Origin of the sequence: Streptomyces sp. NPDC079167 (genome assembly GCF_040686735.1) — a bacterium.
GTDB lineage: Bacteria > Actinomycetota > Actinomycetes > Streptomycetales > Streptomycetaceae > Streptomyces.
In genome coordinates this window covers 841969-858699 of record NZ_JBFBLO010000001.1, presented here as the reverse complement: position 1 = coordinate 858699, position 16731 = coordinate 841969, and the positions used below count along the sequence as shown (strand labels likewise).

Below are 16731 nucleotides of genomic sequence, written 5' to 3'. Positions count from 1 at the left end.
GGAACGCCCGGAGCGTGCGCCTACGCCCGTGGGGCCGGACCGGCCAGGCCGTTCTCCCAGACCCAGGCGGCGATGCCCACCCGGTTACGGGCTTTCAGCTTCGCCTGGACGTTCGCGACATGCGTCTTGGCGGTACCCGCCGAGATGAAGAGCTTGTCCCCGATCTCGGCGTTGGTGAGTCCCTCTGCGACCAGCCGGGCGATCTCGCCCTCCCGCGCGGTGAGAGGCGACGGTGCCGGGGCGGCGGCGGGGGCGAGGGTCCGGAGCAGCCGGACCGTGATCTGAGGACTGACGAGGAGGTCCCCGGCCATCGCCGCCCTCACGCCCTCGATGAGCAGCCCAGGGCCCGAGCGCTTGAGCAGGAACCCGCAGGCGCCGTCGCGCAACGCCGTGCGTACGTAGTCGTCGTGGTCGAAGGTGGTGACGATCAGGACACGCGTGGGGTCGGCCACGCCGGGGCCGGCGAGCCGCCGGGTGAGTTCGAGGCCGTCCAGGCCCGGCATCCGGATGTCCGCGACGACCAGGTCGGGGCGCAGGGACCGGGCCAGGTCAAGGGCGGTGAGGCCGTCCGGAGCCTCGCCGACCACGGTCATGTCGGGCTGCGAGGTGAGGATCAGGCGGAAGCCGCTGCGTATGTCCTCCTGGTCGTCGGCGATGAGGATGCGGGTCGGGCCGGGGGGCGTCGTCATCGGATCTCTTCCGGGAGCGTGGCAGGCAGGACGGCGGTGAGCTGCCAGCCGCCGTCGCCGTGCGGCCCCGCCGAGAGGGTTCCACCGAGGGCCCGGGCGTGCTCGCCGAGAGCGGGAAGGCCGAGGCCGCCCCGGGGGCGGCGGGCCGGAGCCGGTCCGGCACCGCGGTCGTTGGTGACCCGGATTTCCACTGTGGTGGCCGTGGGGGTGAACGCGACGGTGGCACGGGAGGCGTCGGGGGCGTGTCGGCGGATGTTGGTCAGTGCCTCGATGACGATGCGGTAGGCGACGGCGCCGACCTCGCGGGACAGCGCCTGTGTGGCCCGGGGAGGCAGGTCCAGATGCGCCTCGGTGGCTCCCGCGGCGGTGAAGTCCTCCACGAGGTCGGGCAGTCGGGACACGCCGGGGAGCGGCTCGGTGGTGGGGGTCCCGGAATCGTGCAGCATCTGTACGGTCCGGTCCATCGCGGCCAGAGCACTCAGGCCCGCCTTCTCGATGCGTTCCAGGGCGAGCACGGCCCGGGAGGGATCGGAGGCGGCGACGAAGCGGGCCGCCTGGGCCTGGACGACGATCCCGCTGATGTCATGGGCGACGAAGTCGTGCAGGTCGCGGGAGAGCTGGAGGCGCTGGGCGCTGCGGGCCTCTGCCACCGCGTTCCGGCGGCGGAGTTCCTGGCGGCGGGGGTAGGCGCCGGCCGTCACCGCGGCGGCTACGGGGAGCAGCCAGACGGCGACGACCCCGACGGCCTCCAGGAGGGACACACCGGCGACCAGCGGCAGCGGCCAGAGGGACACCGCGAGGGCGGCAGGCGGGAGGGCCGCCACGAGTCCGCGCAGGGGCGACCAGCGGGTGACCACGGCCAGCAGGAGCAACAGGGCGGCGGAGTCCACGAGCTTCCAGCCGGCGGCGAGGCCGGCCTGCGGCAGGGTGAAGCTGGTGATCAGGGAGAGGACCGCACATGCCGTGGTCGGCGGGGCGAGGCGGCCGAGCCGCTCACGGACCGCGGCGCGGGGGCGGGCGACGGCCCACACCAGTGCGCACGCCGCGACGAGCGACGGCAAAGCGCCAAGCGCCATGAGGGCCGGGCCGGTTGCTTCCCACATGGTGATCAGCGTACGGGCGGGCGGTCCGGGAGCCTCTATGCCCAACGGCATAGAGGAGCCGGGCGACGACGGGATTGTTCTGCCGATCGGCGGATGGGATCCGGGTGTGCCGGAGGCGAGGCTTGAGCCGTTCAGCCAACCGGCTCAGCACAACCGCTGATGCCCACAACCGCTGATGCGAACAAGGGAGTTGGGGTTTCATGATGCGCACCACCGTGATCGGCGCCACGGCGGCCGTCGCCGTCCTAGCCGGGCTGGTCACCGCCGCCGTCCCGGCCGCGTCCGTGGAGAAGAAGCCGGCAGAAGCGGCGAGCGTCCACGGGGCGGCGCGCATCTCCTACATCGAGTCGCTCGACGACGACATCCGTTTCACCGTCCACGCGGAACAGAAGCCGTTCACCCGGCCGGTGCTTCCCGAAGTGCCCGAGGGGCTGCCCACGGACGCCCGGGGCACGCTGAAAATCTCCCACACCGCTCCGGGCGGGGCCACGGGATGGGCGGAGGCCGCGGTGGACTGCCTGGTCACCAGCGGCCGGACGGCGACCCTGACCGCAGTGGTGACGAAGTCGAACGTCGAGGAGATCGGCGCCCGGCTGGGAATCAGCGTCCAGCAGGGCCGGAAGGGCGAGCCGGACCGGCTCGGCTTCTCGTGGGGCGTGGTCAACGTCGACCCCGGGCACGTGGACGAGAACGGCCTGCACGTAAGTCCGCGAGTCGGCACGTGCATGGCACCCGCGCCGTTCACGACCGTGATCACAGGCGGCTACAAGGTGGTCCACGCCGAGATCACCAAGTCGCCCGCGCAGCCCGAGGCGGCCATCCGCCGTGGCTGACACCCTGTCGGCCGGAGCGCTCGCACCGGCCGCGCCGCAGATCCACCGTGCCGTCCGCCTGGCGGCGCACGCAGCCGCCCTGACTCCGGTGCCGTCCGGGCTGTGGCGTATCGCCATCGCCCTGGGATGGGACTCCGGATTCACCGACGAGTCCCTTCACCCTCGTAACTTCCCCGGCACCGAGTCCTTCTACCTCGTCTGTCTCAGCCTGCTCGCCGAGGCGGCCGGACTGCTCACCCTGGGCCTGGTCCACCGATGGGGCGAGGAACTCCCGCACCGGTTACCGGTCCTGGGCGGCCGGAGAATTCCCGTCATGGCGGCGGTCGTCCCCGCCGCGCTCGGCGCGGCGCTCGTCACGCTCGTCACGGTCGCGGGCGCGTTCGTCTGGAACGATCCGGACAACATGGGCGCCCCCGAGTCCCCGCAAGGCGGCCGCCACTGGCTGATGACCGCCTGCTACCTACCACTGCTGGCCTGGGGGCCCCTGCTCGCGGCAGTCACGGTGGCCTACTTCCGGCGTCGGCGCCGGGCGCGCTGACGCCGCCGCCGGCGGGTCCTGGAACGAGCGGGACCGTGTCGCGCTCCGCACAAGAGTGTACGTTTGTACATACTCATCCGGGGGCGGCGTCCGCCCGGCCGTGCACTCCTGAAAGAGCGCGTCACTGATGGACCTGGCCACACGTCGTCGGCGGACGGCACTGTTCCTCTTCTTCCTCATACCCGGCCTGTCGATCTCCTCCTGGGTGACACGGACACCCGACATCAGGGACCAGCTCGGGGCGTCGACCGCCGAGATGGGCCTCGTGCTCTTCGGCCTGTCCGTCGGCTCGATGCTCGGCATCCTCGGCTCCGGCGCACTGGTCGCACGGTTCGGCACCCGGCCGGTCATGGGCGTGGGAGCGGTGCTGACCATCACCGGCCTGGTGGTCATCGGCTGCGGGGCCGTGTTCACCTCCGCGCCCACCGTCGCCGCCGGACTGTTCCTCTTCGGCGCGGGGATGGGCGGCGGCGAGGTGGCGATCAACATCGACGGCGCCGAGGTCGAGCAGCTCGCCCGCCGCACCGTCCTGCCCACCCTGCACGGCTTCTTCAGCCTCGGCACCGTCGTGGGGGCCGCACTCGGCATCCTGTGCACCGCAGTCGAGTTCCCGGTGCTGTGGCACCTGTCGGCCATGGCCGTGATCGCGATCGGCATGTTCCTGTACGCCATCCGCGCGATCCCCGCCGGCGTCGGCAGGACCAAGGGCGCGCGGTCCGCCGAGGGCGGCACCGCACCGGCCCGCCCCGCCGTCTGGAAGGACCAGCGCCTCCTGCTGATCGGCGGCATCATCCTCGCGATGGCGCTGGCGGAAGGCGCCGCCAACGACTGGCTGCCCCTGCTCATGGTCGACGGCCACGGCGTCGACCCCGCCCTGGGATCGGCCGTCTACGCGGGCTTCGCCGCAGCCATGACGCTCGGCCGCTTCTGCGGCGGCTTCTTCATCGACCGCTTCGGCCGCGCCCCCGTCGTCCGGGCCAGCGCACTGTCCGCGGCCCTCGGGCTCGCCCTCGTCATCTTCGCCGACTCGCCCGTCCTGGCGGGCGCGGCCGTCCTCTTCTGGGGCCTGGGCGCCTCGCTCGGCTTCCCCGTCGCCCTCTCGGCGGCGGGCGACTCGGGCCCTGACGCGGCGGCGCGCGTCAGCCTGGTCGCGATGATCGGCTACATCGCGTTCCTCGTCGGGCCTCCCGGGCTGGGCTTCCTCGGCGACCACTACGGGCTGCGTTCCGCCATGATCGTCGTCCTGGGATTCGTAGCCGTGGCCGTCTTCCTGGCCCCGGCCATCGCCCCCCGCCCCACAAGGACGTCCACCCCGACCCCGGCCCCCACCCCCTCCCGAGACCAGGAGCCCGCACCGGAGAAGTAACGCTCAGCGGGGCGGGCGCAGGGGGCGCCGCCGGGCGTCGTTGGGAAGTTACGGACGGCCAAACCCCCTGAAATCGGGCACACCTGTGTCCGTAACTCCCCAACGACCCGCAGCCCCCGTGGAGGGGCATGGAGCGACGGGCCGGGGATGTACTCGGTCACCAGCCTTCCAGAAGTACGTGGTGGGGACGCGTCAGTTCCGTAACACGCTTGGATTGCGGGCTGCGGGGGACCGAATTCTTACTTTGTCACAGCGGGGCAACCGCTCCGCACGTCGCCGCAATCGCCTCCGCCTGCTGGATAAGGTCCCCCGGAATCACTGGTGAATCATGAGGGGGTTTTCATGAGGTTCAAGCGTGTGGGCCGGTTCGGTACGACAGGCGCGTTGGTCGCCGCTTCGCTCGGCGCGTCGATCGTCTTCACACCGTCACCGGCATCCGCGGAGAGCGCGTGGGAGTGCTACGGGACCGCGGTCAAGCGGTGCGCCGCCGTCTGGTGGGACGAGACGGCCGACACCTACCGGGCGCGGGCGAAGATCACCGACGTCGCCGGCGGCGGCAGCTACCAGGTCAAGGTCACCGACGTGAAGCTCCAGCGCTTCAGCGGCAACGGCTGGGTGACGCTGCGGACCACGAAGGACTACGACGGCTGGAAGGACACCCAGGACCTGGCGGCCACCACCACCGTCGACCCGTGCAGGTGGCCGACGTCGAGTTTCGGTGTGGTGGCGACGTTCAGCTGGAAGGGTGCGTCCTCGGGCGAGAAGACCTGGCGTCCCGACAACTCGTGGGCGCTGCTCTGCGACTGAGCCACCGTACGCGTCCGTCCCGCACCCCGGGGTGCTGGACGGACGCGTACGGCTGCGAGGCCGGAGCCCTGGCGGATCGCTGACCCGGCTGTGTCAGTGGGCGGTGGCAGGCTTACAGGGTGCTGATCGAGGGATATGACGCTCCGCTGGTCGCGGGGGAGCCGCTGCTGGCCCGCCGGGGCTTCTGGTCGAACCACCTCCTGGCGATGTGCGGTGGGGGGACGGGCGCCGGGCGCGCTTCTCCGGAGTGGTTCGGCGACGACGGTGCTGATACGGATGCCCTGTCGGAGACCCTGTTCGACCCCGGGCGGTGGCCGGTGTTCCGTATACCCGCCGCGCACGGTCCCGGAGCCGTGGTGATCTACCGCAACCTCGTCGGCGACTACGGCATCGACTATCTCCTCACCCACCAGGGCGGGAGCGGTGCGCAGCGGACGGGCAGCCGGCAAGGGGAGTTCTCGGGCGCCGGGCTGACGTGGCAGGACCTCGTCCGTATGGCCGACCACCCATGCCGCACGGCCGAAGGAGTCGAGGACGCCGCCGCACGGCTCCTGCTGGCACTCCCCCTCCTCGACGACCTGGAGGTGCCGGAGGCGGCGCCGGCAAGGCTCGGGGCCGCCCTGGTTTCGGCCGGAGCGCCGCAGGAGACCGCGCCGGAGACGGCGGAGCGACTGCTCGCCCACCTCCTGGGGCGACCCCGGCACGAAGCCGCATGGGGCTCGCCGCTGAGCGGCGGCTGAAGGGGGAGGAGGGCGAGTCCGGTGCCGTCGCCGGGCGGACCGACCGGCGGGCGCTCGGGCAGCATGGCAGGTCCGGGAGGTCCCGCGATGTCCCAGCGAGGAGCGGAGGCGACGGCACGACCCTTATCCTGACCATCGCCCTGGCGAAGCCGACTGCGGCAGCCGGGGAGCACGACGACCAGTGGCCGCGTGCCTGTCACAAAAACCAGCCGGGGGGCGATAGTTGGTGCACGGCCCTGTTCCTGTCCCGAGTCACCTGGATCTGCCGCCGGGCCGGTCCGGGCTCACGGCGCGACTGCGCCGCGCCTGGAGATCGCGCAAGGCGCTGAAGGGCGTCACACAGTGGGTGCTCGACTGGGGTGTCCCCATCGCCCTCTGCCTGCTCGTGCTGTACGTCTTCGCCGCCAGAGCCGGCAGCCCGAGCGGCGTGTACGAGGTCTTCACGCTGATCGAGGCGCCCAAGCACACCCTTCTCTGGGCCCTGTCCCTTCTCGGCTGGCTCCTCGTCCCGGCCATCATCGGTGGCTTCGCCGGACACGTGATCACGACGCGTATCGGCAGCGTGAAGTCGATCTCCGCCAACTCGCTCTTCCGACAGCGCACCTGGGGCCAGCGGCTCAGGCCACCCGGGCTGATCGACGACCTGAGGCCCTACTTCCACGGCAACCACGCCCGGCAGGAGTTCGTCGACGCCTGGGTCCGGGTCGCACACCGAAACGACTGGAAGCGGGCGCAGGACCACTGGGAGGTCTACGTCCGGGACATCATGTCCACTCCGCAGTACGCCCATCTCGACCGGCGCGAGTGTCTGCGCCAGGCGCAGAACACGAGCAAGATGGGATTTCTCTTCACCGCCCTCGTCGGGCTCTGCATCGTCTGCGAAAGGAGGCGGTAGACCGTGCGCGGAGAGGACGCCGTCGAGATCGTGAAGGTCTCCCTCGCTCTGGCGTTTCCGGCGGCCAGCGTGGAGGGCCTTGCCCGGGCAGCCGAGACAGTGGTCCGCTGGGGGGCCGAGGACGCCGCCGAGTATTTGGACGAACCCCTGACGCAGCGCATGCTCCTGGACCTGCTGCAGGTCGCGGGCCTGTCCGAGGAGAGCTACGCGCCTGCCGACCCGCAGTGGCCGAACGCGGACATCCCTCCGGCGAACTACCGGACCTGGTCCCGTACGGAACTGATGGACGACAGCATCAACTTCCTCCCCCGGCCCCCGGACGAGCCCCCACCGCACGGGCCCACACCCCGCCCCGGCCCCCGGACGGGCTGACGAGGGCGGCGAGGACTCCTGCGGCGTACTGCGTATCCGGAAGGCCGGCCGCAGGCCGGCCGTGGGCCCTCCGGGGTACGCCCGCCCCGGCCGGAGTGCGGGAAGTGGCCGCCTGCGGCTTCGGCGGCACGACAGGATGCAGCGTGTCAGGCTTCCGGGCCGCCGAGCCACCCCGCGCCGACGAGGGTGCTTGCACACGGTGACGGCGGATCGAGGGCTTCAGGAAGCAGCCGGTCAGCAGGAGGATCGTTGCCGCAGTGCCTGGTCAGGACCACCGTTCGAATTCGGCGTCGAGACGCACGTCGGTGCGCACCCAGACTTCACCTTCGGCGGCCTCGGCCGGGGCGTCGACTCGTTCGATGCCGAGGAAATCGATCAACCTGAACAGTTCGGCTCGTTCAGCTCGGTCGTCGTCGACATCATGCGAGTCGAAGAAGACGTAGTACTGGTTGCTCGGGTCCACAATGCCCGAGTCCGCCCAGATCCGGGCGACTTCTTTGATGGCCGCGGCTTCGGTCGTGACAGTGGCGGCGCGGGTGGCGCCGCGGGTCTCCGGTGACGCGTCGAGGTCGGCGAGGTCCGGGAACCACTGGCCGAAGTGGTCGAGGCCCGCATATCCGTTCTCGAAGAACAGCATCGCGCTCGGCAGGTAGCGATTGGCCCTGCCGACCTGGAGATATTCCGACCGCGGCTGCTCCGCCGCTTCGATCCGGGCGATCACACCTTGACCGGGCATGAGCACCAAGCTCTGACCGGCCGGTTCGTCTTCGATGGTGTAGGTGTCGGAATCCCGACCGTGGAAGAACGCGGAGAATGCTACGTAGGCTTCCTGGGGGTCGCCTACGGAGACCTGCTGACTGTCACCGTCACCGCCGACGAAGACGAACTGTTTCGGTCCGGATGCGTAAGGGCGAGCCATATGTTTCCTTCGTTCCAGAGTTGACCGGCGCGAGCTGCGAACTGGCTTACCGCGCCCGGCTGCGCAAAGGCCCCGACGGGAAGCCGGCCGACGATACGGTCGATGCCGACGCCCATGTCCACCGGGTGTGGGCCTCGGCGTGGGGGAGCGACGGGAGGGAGCGGGACTTGCTCAGGCCGTGTGGGCGTGGGACGAGGGCCGCACCCCGGTCGATGAACGAGGAGCACATCCAGGCCGCGGAGCAGCATGTGCTGTGTTCCGGTTCGGCCCCCGTCACGGGTGCGGCCCGGCGATATCGACCGTAGCTGAGCACAGGCGAGCGATGTGGGTCAGCTCGGCCAGGACAGGCCGGCGTCGGGCGCGAGTGGGCGCTCGTGATGGTCAGCGGCGGCCTGCGGCCAGGATGACGAGGAACTGGCCGCCGCCCGGTTCGATGTCGGCCGTCACCGGCAGTCCCGGTACCAGGCGGGAGAACCGGTCCACCAGCCAGTCCGCCGCCTCTTGGGCGTCCCGCCTTGTCGGACAACGGCCCACCATCTCGCGACCCCCCTTGCGCTCCAGCCTTCCGGCGACGGTGATCAGCGGCGCGGGTTCGACCACGTACAGGTGGTCCGGCCAGGCGATGGCCACCTTGACCGCGCCCTTGCGGGTGTTGCATCCGCGGTGGGCGAGCCGTTCGGCGACCTTGGCCTTCCGGTCGGCGGTCCGGCTGTCGACGCTGGGCCCCCGCGGGTCGTTCACCGACTCGTCGGGATCGACCGCTTCGTCACATACCCAGCACCGCCAGCCGTCGCGCTCGGCCACATCATCAAGGAGACTCATCCGAGCAAACTAGCCTGCCCGACCGACCCCCTGCGCTCCAGGGCCCGGCACGGTCCCGATACCGGCCGACATGCCGTTACGCCCGGCAACGGGCGGCACCGGCGCTTCGACCTGTTTCCCTCCCCCTGACGGGGCGAGGGGACGACTGGCCCCTGATTAGGCTCGCCCCATGCTGAAACTCGGAATCCCTGTCATCGGTGTCACGGACATCCCTCGCGCAGTGGCCTTCTGGACCGAGGCGCTGAACCTGGTCGTCGCTGAGGAGTGGGCGAGCGACACATGGCGGACACTCCAGTACCCCGGCGGCTCGGGCCGGGCGCTCGGCCTGATGCAGAGCGCATCCCCGGCCGAGCCGCGCCCCCGTGTCCACCTGGACCTCTTCGTGGACACGGCCGAGGAACAGCAGGCGGAGGTGCGCCGCCTGATCGGCCTCGGCGCGCAGACGGTCGACTGGGACCTGTATCCGCCGGACCCCGACTTCGTCGTGCTCGCCGACCCGGACGGCAACATCTTCTGTGTGGTGGACCTGAGCCACGCGCCCAGCGGCAGCGGACAGGACCGGACCCCCTGACGGACCGGCCCCGTCGCCTACCAGCCGCTCGGTGACACGGGTACCTGGAACATTCCAGGTGCCCGTGACCGGCGTACGCCGCCACGATGGGCGATGGCACAGCGTCGGTCGTCACGGGGGAGAAAGCACCATGAAGAAGCGGAGCCTGCTGGTCACGATCGCGTTGACCGGTGCGCTGGCAGGCGGGGGCCTGGCCGGCGCGACGTCCGCGAGTGCGGCCACCTGCTACGGCAGCTACAAGTCCTTCTACAAGTCGGACGGCACCCAGTACGCGCCGACCGGCAACAGCTACTGGTCGGCGACCAGCAACTGCGACGACATCAACATCAAGATCCCGAACGCCAAGAGCGTGAAGGTCTGCTTCTACAAGAAGCCCTCGGGCAGCCTCAACTACTGCCAGACCAACTACAAGACGACGAGGGCGAACGAGTGGACGGCGATCGCCACCGACGTCAACGACGGCACCATCTACCGCTTCAAGTTCGCGGACGCCGACTACAACCGCTCCGGCTTCTACGCATCCTGAAAGCAAGCCCCTCGGGCGAGGCCTCAGCCGCACCGGCGATACGCACGGGCACGGCCGGGGCCTCGCCTCATGGGGCAACGGGCCGGTACGCGGGCGATCCGGCCCCCGGCTACCCGGCCCCGGCTACCCGGCCCCAGGCCATCCGGCTCCCTGGGCTATCCGGCCGCCGTGGACAGGGCGCACTCCGCCCAGACCGTCTTGCCGGGTCCCACGCGGTCATGAACACCCCAACGGGTGGCGAGAGCATCGACGAGGATCAGCCCGCGGCCGTGGTCCTCGTCGGAGGCCGGCACGACGGGGACGGGCCGGGCCGGGTGGGTGTCGGACACCTCGATACAGATGACGCCCAGGGCCTGGTCGTAACGGAGGGACAGGGCGAAGTCCCTGCCGGGCACACGGCCGTGCAGCACGGCGTTCGCGGCGAGCTCGGCGACGACGATCGTGACCGCGTCATGGTCGTCCGCCCCGCGAGGGTGCCCCCACTCGGCCAACTGCAGCCCGGCGAGCAGGCGGGCGAGGCGGGCTCCGCGCCGGGTGGCGGAGAAGCGCTGCAGGAACAGGCGCGTGGTGACGGGGGATGGGGTGTGAGGGGCTGGCATGGACGCCAGCCTGGTGCGAGCGCAAGGCTTCGCGGCAGGCACGGCGCCGATACAGATCGGCTTGTACTGGTTCACGCGCTGGACCGGGAGGGTCACTGTACGTAACCCTTGCTCGTGGCCCACAAGCGGGCGCAGCGCAAGGGGAGAGGCGGCCGGGCATGGCTTCGGACAACGGCGGGGGACACTGTGGGGAGCCGGAGTCCTCGGACAGCCTCAAGACGTTCGGGGCCGTACTCAAGGCGCTGCGCGACGAAGCGCGGCTGACGCAGGAGCAGTTCGCAGCGCGGGTCGGATACTCGGCGGCGTACATCGCCAAGATCGAGCAGGGCAAGCGATTCCCGCCGAGGGACTTGCTCGACCGCTCGGAGGACGTACTGGGAGCGGCGGCGGCACGGGTGCTGGCAGCGGCGGCCAAGAGCCTGACGCGGAAGGTGGGGCTGGCGTCGTGGTTCTTGCAGTGGGCGGGGATCGAGGAGGACGCGATCGCGCTGTACGCGTATGAGTGCCGAGTCATTCCAGGCTTGTTGCAGCCGGAGCCGTATATCAGGGCAGTGTTCAGCAGCCGGTTGCCACCGTTGACGGACGATCAACTCGAGACGCAGGTTGCCGCGCGACTGGAACGTCAGCGCCTGCTCACGGACAAGGGGAACACGGCGTTCGGCTTCATCATCGAGCAGGCACTGATTCAACGGGACACCGGCGGTCCGGAGGTCACGCGCTCCCTCATCGGCTACCTGCTGCGTATGGGCAGCCTGCGTAACGTGGAGATCCAGGTCATGCCGCTGCGGCAGGTAGCGCACGCGGGGCTGGACGGTTCGATGTACTTGGCGGAGACTCCCGGGCACCAGTGGATCGGGTACGTCGAGGGCCACGACACCAGTGCGCTCGCTACCCAAGGAGATCAGGTCAGTTCAATGCTCCAGCGCTATGGCAAGATGCGCTCGCAGGCCCTCAGCCCCGAGGCGTCCGCCAGCCTGCTTGAGCAACTGCGAGGAGCGCTATGACCACCTCTGAACTCGCCTGGTTCAAAAGCAGTTACAGCGGCACCGGCGGTGACAACTGCGTCGAGGTTGCCTTTGCTGTCGAGGCCGTGTTGGTCCGGGACTCGAAGGACGTACGGAGGCACGCGCTGACGGTCTCGCCTCACGCATGGTCCGCGTTCAGGGTGCTTGCTGCTGAATCGCGCGTTTGAAATTAGCGCCGGAGCAGCCATAGACCACCTCGCAGTTGACGGGTGTAGCGGAGGTGGCGGATGAGGAGGAGGCGGTGCCCGGTCTCGTAGCCGGGCGCGATGTCGTCGCCGATGATCTCAATCGCCGCCCAACTACTCGCTCCGGCCCCAGGTCTTCCACGTCCGGCGGGGCCTCTCCGTCGTCGATTCTTCGAGGAGGCTGAGCGAACTCATCGTTCCCTACCAGGTCAGCGAGCACTTCGGTCATAGTGCTGATGCAAGCCTCTCGGACGAGTTCTTCGCACCTCGAGAACCTGGCAGGCGTGCCCACATCACGGCAGAGTTCGACGGATCACCGGGTCGAACCGGTCATGAGTAAAATTCTTTCAGCATTTCTGCATCCGCTCGCGTGAATTCGATTCGGTACTGGACCTACTGGTGAATCGAGGTTGGCTACGTGTGAGTGTGCGAGTGGGTCATGGAGGGCTCTAACCTAAATACCCAGCTCTTAATTCCAGCCAAGGTTGGATTGCTTTCGGCCACTCGTGATCATGTTCCGCCTCAAGTGGTCACAATCGGAACTTTCTTCGGCAGTATGTGCGCATGAGTGACTACAAAGCTGTTCTTGGGCATGTGGGCGACGTGGCTCCTGGATCACACTTCAAGTCAAGGGCGGATGTTAAGGCTGCCGGGCTCACCAAAGAGACGATAGCTGGTATTTCTTGGGGTGTAGATGGTGAAGGTCGCAAAGTCGCCGATGCGATAGTGCTGAATGACGGCTACGTCGATGATGTCGATCGGTGGACCGAGATTATTTACACAGGCGCTGGTGGGCAGAAAGGAAACTCTAAACGGCAGGTAGAAGATCAGAGCTGGGGGAATCGCGGCAATGCGAGTCTCCGGATGAGTCGCATCCAGCAGGCCCCCGTTCGCGTCATCCGTGGATACAAGGGGGTTACAAAATACTCACCAGTCACCGGCTATCGGTACGACGGTCTGTATGCGGTGCTGCAGGACTGGGACGAGGCCGGCAAAGAAGGTTTCCGCATATGCCGGTTCAGGCTTCGACGCCTCGGAGACCGAGCGCAGGAGTTGACCTCAGTTGAGGAGCAAGTGCGGGACCTGCTGCATCGGCAAAGTGCGGAAGTAGAAGCGGGCAGGGGCGGGCCTGACACGTCCACCCGGAGGCGCACCGCCACCATAAACCGCATCATTCGGGACACCGCGGTCTCCCGACGAGTGAAGAGGTTGCACGATTACACTTGCCAGATATGTGGACTGGCGATCTCAGTAGGGCGTAATGGTGAAAAGTATGCGGAGGGGGCACACATGCAGGCTCTAGGTGGCCCGGATGGGGGACCGGACGTTGACGGCAACGTCCTATGCCTGTGCCCCAACTGCCACATTCGCCTGGATCGAGGAGCCCTCTATATTACCGACTACTTGCACGTTATTGATCGGTACGCCACAGACGAGTTTCGACGTGTAACGCCACTAAGGACCGTTGAGCAACATCGCATAGAGCCGCAGTTTGCTCGTGCGCATCGTCGATTCTGGGGAATATCAGGTTCAGATCATCCGGCGGCGATGGCCGAGTAGGTGAGCACGTCAGCTGGGATCTGATGGCGGAGCTTCCACACAATTCCCATGGGCTTGCTGCCCTTGTGCTCGACATACTCGGCGGGGCCCAGCAGTATCCATGGCTGAGGGCCCCCAATGTCCGTCTTCTTGTAGCGACGAACGAAAAGCAGCACGTGAGTGCCCCGCTCTTTGTGGGTCTGGTAGCGGATGCCGGTGGGAGAGGACTCCGAGGTCTGGTTCTGAGACTCCCAGTGGAACAGTGAGTCGCTGCGGGCGTAGTCCTTGTATCGCGTCTCTGGCGAGAAGTCCTTCTCGTCCTTCTCAAGAGTGATGAGGAGGGCATCCGTCTGGATGCCCTCACACCACTTCACCCCCTCTCGGAAATGGCCGGGCATGAAGCCGTCTACGGCCGACTGCCCAAGGGCAGGCAAGATTTCCTCGCGGCTGTACGACGCATGGACTGCGAGCGGCAGGCTTGTGTGGGAGCCGAGAAGGGGAAGGGGGACATGGTCTGCCTGTTCGAGGACATGGGCAAGAACCTGGTGGAGCTCGTCACGGAAGGCTTTCTGGGGGCGCAGAGCGTCGAGGCCGGCTTGGTAGCTGGTGAAGCCACCGCCCAGCGGCCAGAGCGAGAAGAAGAACATGCGGGCGTACGCCTGCCCTTGTTCCGAGAGCTGTTCGTAGTCCGGGGTGTCGTCGGTCAGGAGTTGACTGTATGCCGCCACGCGGAGCGGGTCATCCACGTGAAGGAAGGCTGAGACCCGCTTCAGGAGCGCTGCTTCACCGGCAGGCCCTACCTCCGCCAGTAGCTTCGCCCGGCGCAGCAGCCCGGTCCAGGAGTTCCCGTTGCCCCGGTAGAGCTCCTTCAACTCCCGGCCGCTCTCCCGAAGGTAGTCCGTGAGGCGCGGCTCGGCGTACGCGGCTACTTCGCGTGCCAGCTGGGTGACATTTACACCGATTTGGTTCCTGATGTTGTCAATGATCAGGTCCTTGGCTTTCGCCTCAAGGACGATCTGGCAGCCAGAGGGAAGTTGCGGGAAGCCTTGCTCGATGTTCGTCAGCAGGCGGTTCCTCGTCAGGTTGGTCAGCGCCCGGAACTGCTCTTCGAAGCGGAACTCCTTGCGGTGCTGTCCGATGAAGTCCAGGACCGTGAGCACGGCCTTGTCTTCGGTGCGGCGAAGCCCGCGCCCCAACTGCTGAAGAAAGACAGTGGCGCTGGAAGTGGGACGCAGCAGGAGCAAGGTGTCGACGTCGGGGATGTCGAGTCCCTCGTTGAACAGATCCACCGAAAAGATCACTTGGAGGGTGCCCGCTCGTAGTTCGTCGAGAGCTGCCTTCCTCTCGTGACGTGGCGTCTCGCCAGAGAGCGCGCGGGCGTTGAGCCCAGCGCGCTGAAAGAAGGTGGCCATGAAGTGTGCGTGTGCCACCGAGACACAGAAGCCCAGAGCGCGCATCGAGCCTGGGTCTGTCACCTTGTCGATCACTGCCTGGACAACGAGACGGGCGCGTGCGTCGTTACCGGTGAACAGATTACTGAGAGCTGTCGAGTCGTACGTCCCGCGCTTCCAGGTGACCGCACTCATGTCGGTGTTGTCGGTGATGCCAAAGTAGTGAAACGGGCTGAGTAGCTCGTTCTCCAAGGCCTCCCAGAGCCGCATCTCCGCGGCGATCCGCCCATCGAAGTACTCGTCCTGAATGTTCAGGCCGTCCATGCGCTCCGGTGTCGCCGTGAGACCGAGCAGCTCCTTCGGTGCGAAGTGATCCAAAATCTTGCGGTAGGTGGGTGATGTGCCGTGGTGAAACTCATCGATGACGATGACGTCGAAATGGTCCGAGGCGAAGCGGTCCAGGGTGCGCGCGTTCAGAGACTGGACGCTTGCGAAGACGTGAGTCCAGTGGTCTGGGATCTCGCCGGCGTAGAACAGCTCGCCAAAATTGGCGTCGATTAGCACATTTTGGTACACGCGGAGGGACTGTTCGAGGATTTCTTTGCGATGGGCCACGAAGAGTAGGCGGGGCTCTCTACCGAGCGTCTGGCGTAGACGCTTGAAGTCCAGTGCGGCCATCACTGTCTTGCCTGTGCCCGTCGCGGCCACCAGCAGATTGTGGTGGCGGTCATGTACGGTTCGCTCGACTTCTAGGCGTTCGAGCATGTCGCGCTGATGCGGGTAGGGACGGACTTCTAGGCCGGAGAGAGTGATCGTGCTTCGGTCTCGCTGGTGGGAGCCACCGGCGTGGGAAAGGGCCTCGTCCAGCCGTTGCGCGTCGGTGTCGGGGTCGTAGGGCTCGAAGGCCTGCTCGCTCCAGTAAGCATCGAATGTGGCCTCGAACTTGCGGAGGACAGAAGGCGTGGCGACGGATGAAAGACGTACGTTCCACTCGAGTCCATCAAGAAGCGCGGCCTTGGACAGGTTCGAGCTGCCTACGTAGGCCGTGTCGAAGCCACTTGCCCTCCGGAAGAGCCAGGCCTTTGCGTGGAGTCGTGTGGAGCGAAGCTCATAGTTGACCTTGACCTGTGCTCCGAAATCCCGGACAAGACGGTCCAAAGCGCGGCGTTCCGTGGCTCCGATGTACGTGGTTGTTAGGACCCGGATTGGTACGCCGCGAGCCTGTGCGGAGGTGAGGGACTGCTCAAGGACACGAAGGCCATGCCACTTCACGAAGGCACAGAGGAGATCGACGCTGTCTGCTGTGGCCAGCTCGGCGCGGAGTTCGAAGCCGAGGCTCGGATCCTCTGGGGAGTTGGTGATGAGGGCCGTGTCGGACAAGGGGGTCGCGGGGCGGATGGCGTACACACCGGGAGCTTCCTCCTCGGCGACTGATAGCAGCTGACGGGGGCCATCGGTGACCAGGTCAACCCATTGCGTCGCACCCTCAATGGTGTTGAGGGACTCCAGGATGTGGTTGGCCGCGAGCACCTGCTCTGTAGGGGAGAGCCCCTGGAGGACCTGTCGGACCGTATTGCCGATGTGGCGGGCGAGGACGTGAGGCGAAGATTCGGGACCAACGTGCCCTTCGATGGAACGCCACCCGGCCGCATCGAGCTGTTTCATCCGCTCTTCCAGGCGGTGCGTGATGAGCGTTTCATAAAGCCCGACCACTGGGGCGGTCGTTGGAATGTCGCTGGGCATAGCCGAGTCCCCCTCGTCTCGTCACGTACAGGTGCAGTTGTATCAAGGGGCACGGACACCGAGCTCCC

Annotated in this window: 18 protein-coding genes; 12 read left to right on the top strand and 6 right to left on the bottom strand. The window is 67.6% G+C overall.

All coding sequences use genetic code 11. The annotated features are described in order from the left end of the window. Positions 1-20: 20 nt before the first annotated feature. Together AB0P41_RS04000 and AB0P41_RS03995 are read right to left on the bottom strand one after the other, a co-directional pair. Positions 21-689, bottom strand: coding sequence for a response regulator transcription factor (locus AB0P41_RS04000; RefSeq protein ID WP_356708496.1), 669 nt, complete (start codon positions 687-689; stop codon positions 21-23). Then, a complete protein-coding gene (locus tag AB0P41_RS03995; protein ID WP_356708494.1) occupies positions 686-1792 on the bottom strand; it encodes a histidine kinase in 1107 nt (368 codons plus the stop codon). Before AB0P41_RS03995 ends, AB0P41_RS04000 begins: the two co-directional genes overlap by 4 nt. A gap of 203 nt (positions 1793-1995) precedes the next feature. Here AB0P41_RS03995 and AB0P41_RS03990 point away from each other — a divergent pair, with 203 nt between their 5' ends. The 7 genes from AB0P41_RS03990 to AB0P41_RS03960 all read left to right on the top strand — a co-directional run bounded on the left by AB0P41_RS03990 (position 1996) and on the right by AB0P41_RS03960 (position 7343). Beyond that, positions 1996-2625: a hypothetical protein gene (locus AB0P41_RS03990; RefSeq protein ID WP_365929963.1), complete on the top strand. Its 630-nt coding sequence runs from the start codon at positions 1996-1998 to the stop codon at positions 2623-2625. Beyond that, positions 2618-3163: a hypothetical protein gene (locus AB0P41_RS03985; protein ID WP_356708492.1), complete on the top strand. Its 546-nt coding sequence runs from the start codon at positions 2618-2620 to the stop codon at positions 3161-3163. The genes AB0P41_RS03990 and AB0P41_RS03985 overlap by 8 nt, the downstream gene beginning before the upstream one ends. Before the next feature lie 127 nt (positions 3164-3290). Then, complete coding sequence (locus AB0P41_RS03980; RefSeq protein ID WP_365929894.1) at positions 3291-4529, top strand: MFS transporter; 1239 nt, start codon at positions 3291-3293, stop codon at positions 4527-4529. Positions 4530-4871: 342 nt separating this feature from the next. Beyond that, positions 4872-5336: a hypothetical protein gene (locus tag AB0P41_RS03975; protein ID WP_356708488.1), complete on the top strand. Its 465-nt coding sequence runs from the start codon at positions 4872-4874 to the stop codon at positions 5334-5336. 119 nt (positions 5337-5455) lie between these two features. After that, the gene (locus AB0P41_RS03970) at positions 5456-6076 is read left to right on the top strand and encodes a hypothetical protein (protein WP_365929892.1); all 621 of its coding nucleotides are present in this window, start codon (positions 5456-5458) and stop codon (positions 6074-6076) included. A 226-nt stretch (positions 6077-6302) separates the two neighbouring features. Beyond that, complete coding sequence (locus AB0P41_RS03965) at positions 6303-6971, top strand: DUF6313 family protein (protein ID WP_365929890.1); 669 nt, start codon at positions 6303-6305, stop codon at positions 6969-6971. A gap of 3 nt (positions 6972-6974) precedes the next feature. Continuing rightward, the gene (locus AB0P41_RS03960; protein WP_356708485.1) at positions 6975-7343 is read left to right on the top strand and encodes a hypothetical protein; all 369 of its coding nucleotides are present in this window, start codon (positions 6975-6977) and stop codon (positions 7341-7343) included. 265 nt (positions 7344-7608) lie between these two features. Here AB0P41_RS03960 and AB0P41_RS03955 read toward each other — a convergent pair whose 3' ends face one another. Continuing rightward, the gene (locus tag AB0P41_RS03955; protein ID WP_365929887.1) at positions 7609-8262 is read right to left on the bottom strand and encodes a DUF6357 family protein; all 654 of its coding nucleotides are present in this window, start codon (positions 8260-8262) and stop codon (positions 7609-7611) included. Between the two features lie 381 nt (positions 8263-8643). Further along, positions 8644-9084, bottom strand: a complete 441-nt coding sequence (locus tag AB0P41_RS03950) for a hypothetical protein (RefSeq protein ID WP_356708481.1) — start codon at positions 9082-9084, stop codon at positions 8644-8646. Positions 9085-9253: 169 nt separating this feature from the next. Here AB0P41_RS03950 and AB0P41_RS03945 point away from each other — a divergent pair, with 169 nt between their 5' ends. Continuing rightward, a complete protein-coding gene (locus AB0P41_RS03945; protein ID WP_365929885.1) occupies positions 9254-9655 on the top strand; it encodes a VOC family protein in 402 nt (133 codons plus the stop codon). Positions 9656-9785: 130 nt separating this feature from the next. Further along, entirely contained in the window at positions 9786-10181 is a 396-nt protein-coding gene (locus tag AB0P41_RS03940) for a hypothetical protein (RefSeq protein ID WP_356708478.1), read from the top strand. Positions 10182-10336: 155 nt separating this feature from the next. Here AB0P41_RS03940 and AB0P41_RS03935 read toward each other — a convergent pair whose 3' ends face one another. Continuing rightward, positions 10337-10780 carry an ATP-binding protein gene (locus AB0P41_RS03935; RefSeq protein WP_365929882.1) on the bottom strand — a complete coding sequence of 148 codons (444 nt, stop codon included), beginning with the start codon at positions 10778-10780 and terminating at the stop codon, positions 10337-10339. A 158-nt stretch (positions 10781-10938) separates the two neighbouring features. Between AB0P41_RS03935 and AB0P41_RS03930 the strand changes: the two genes are divergently transcribed. The 3 genes from AB0P41_RS03930 (at position 10939) to AB0P41_RS03920 (ending at position 13550) form a co-directional block, all read left to right on the top strand. Next, complete coding sequence (locus AB0P41_RS03930; RefSeq protein ID WP_365929880.1) at positions 10939-11784, top strand: helix-turn-helix transcriptional regulator; 846 nt, start codon at positions 10939-10941, stop codon at positions 11782-11784. Next, complete coding sequence (locus AB0P41_RS03925; protein WP_365929878.1) at positions 11781-11972, top strand: DUF397 domain-containing protein; 192 nt, start codon at positions 11781-11783, stop codon at positions 11970-11972. Before AB0P41_RS03930 ends, AB0P41_RS03925 begins: the two co-directional genes overlap by 4 nt. A 582-nt stretch (positions 11973-12554) precedes the next feature. Then, positions 12555-13550, top strand: a complete 996-nt coding sequence (locus tag AB0P41_RS03920) for a YDG/SRA domain-containing protein (protein ID WP_365929876.1) — start codon at positions 12555-12557, stop codon at positions 13548-13550. Here the strand turns inward: AB0P41_RS03920 and AB0P41_RS03915 are convergent. Beyond that, positions 13526-16663 carry a DUF3427 domain-containing protein gene (locus tag AB0P41_RS03915; protein ID WP_365929874.1) on the bottom strand — a complete coding sequence of 1046 codons (3138 nt, stop codon included), beginning with the start codon at positions 16661-16663 and terminating at the stop codon, positions 13526-13528. The genes AB0P41_RS03920 and AB0P41_RS03915 overlap by 25 nt on opposite strands. Between the last annotated feature and the right edge of the window lie 68 nt (positions 16664-16731).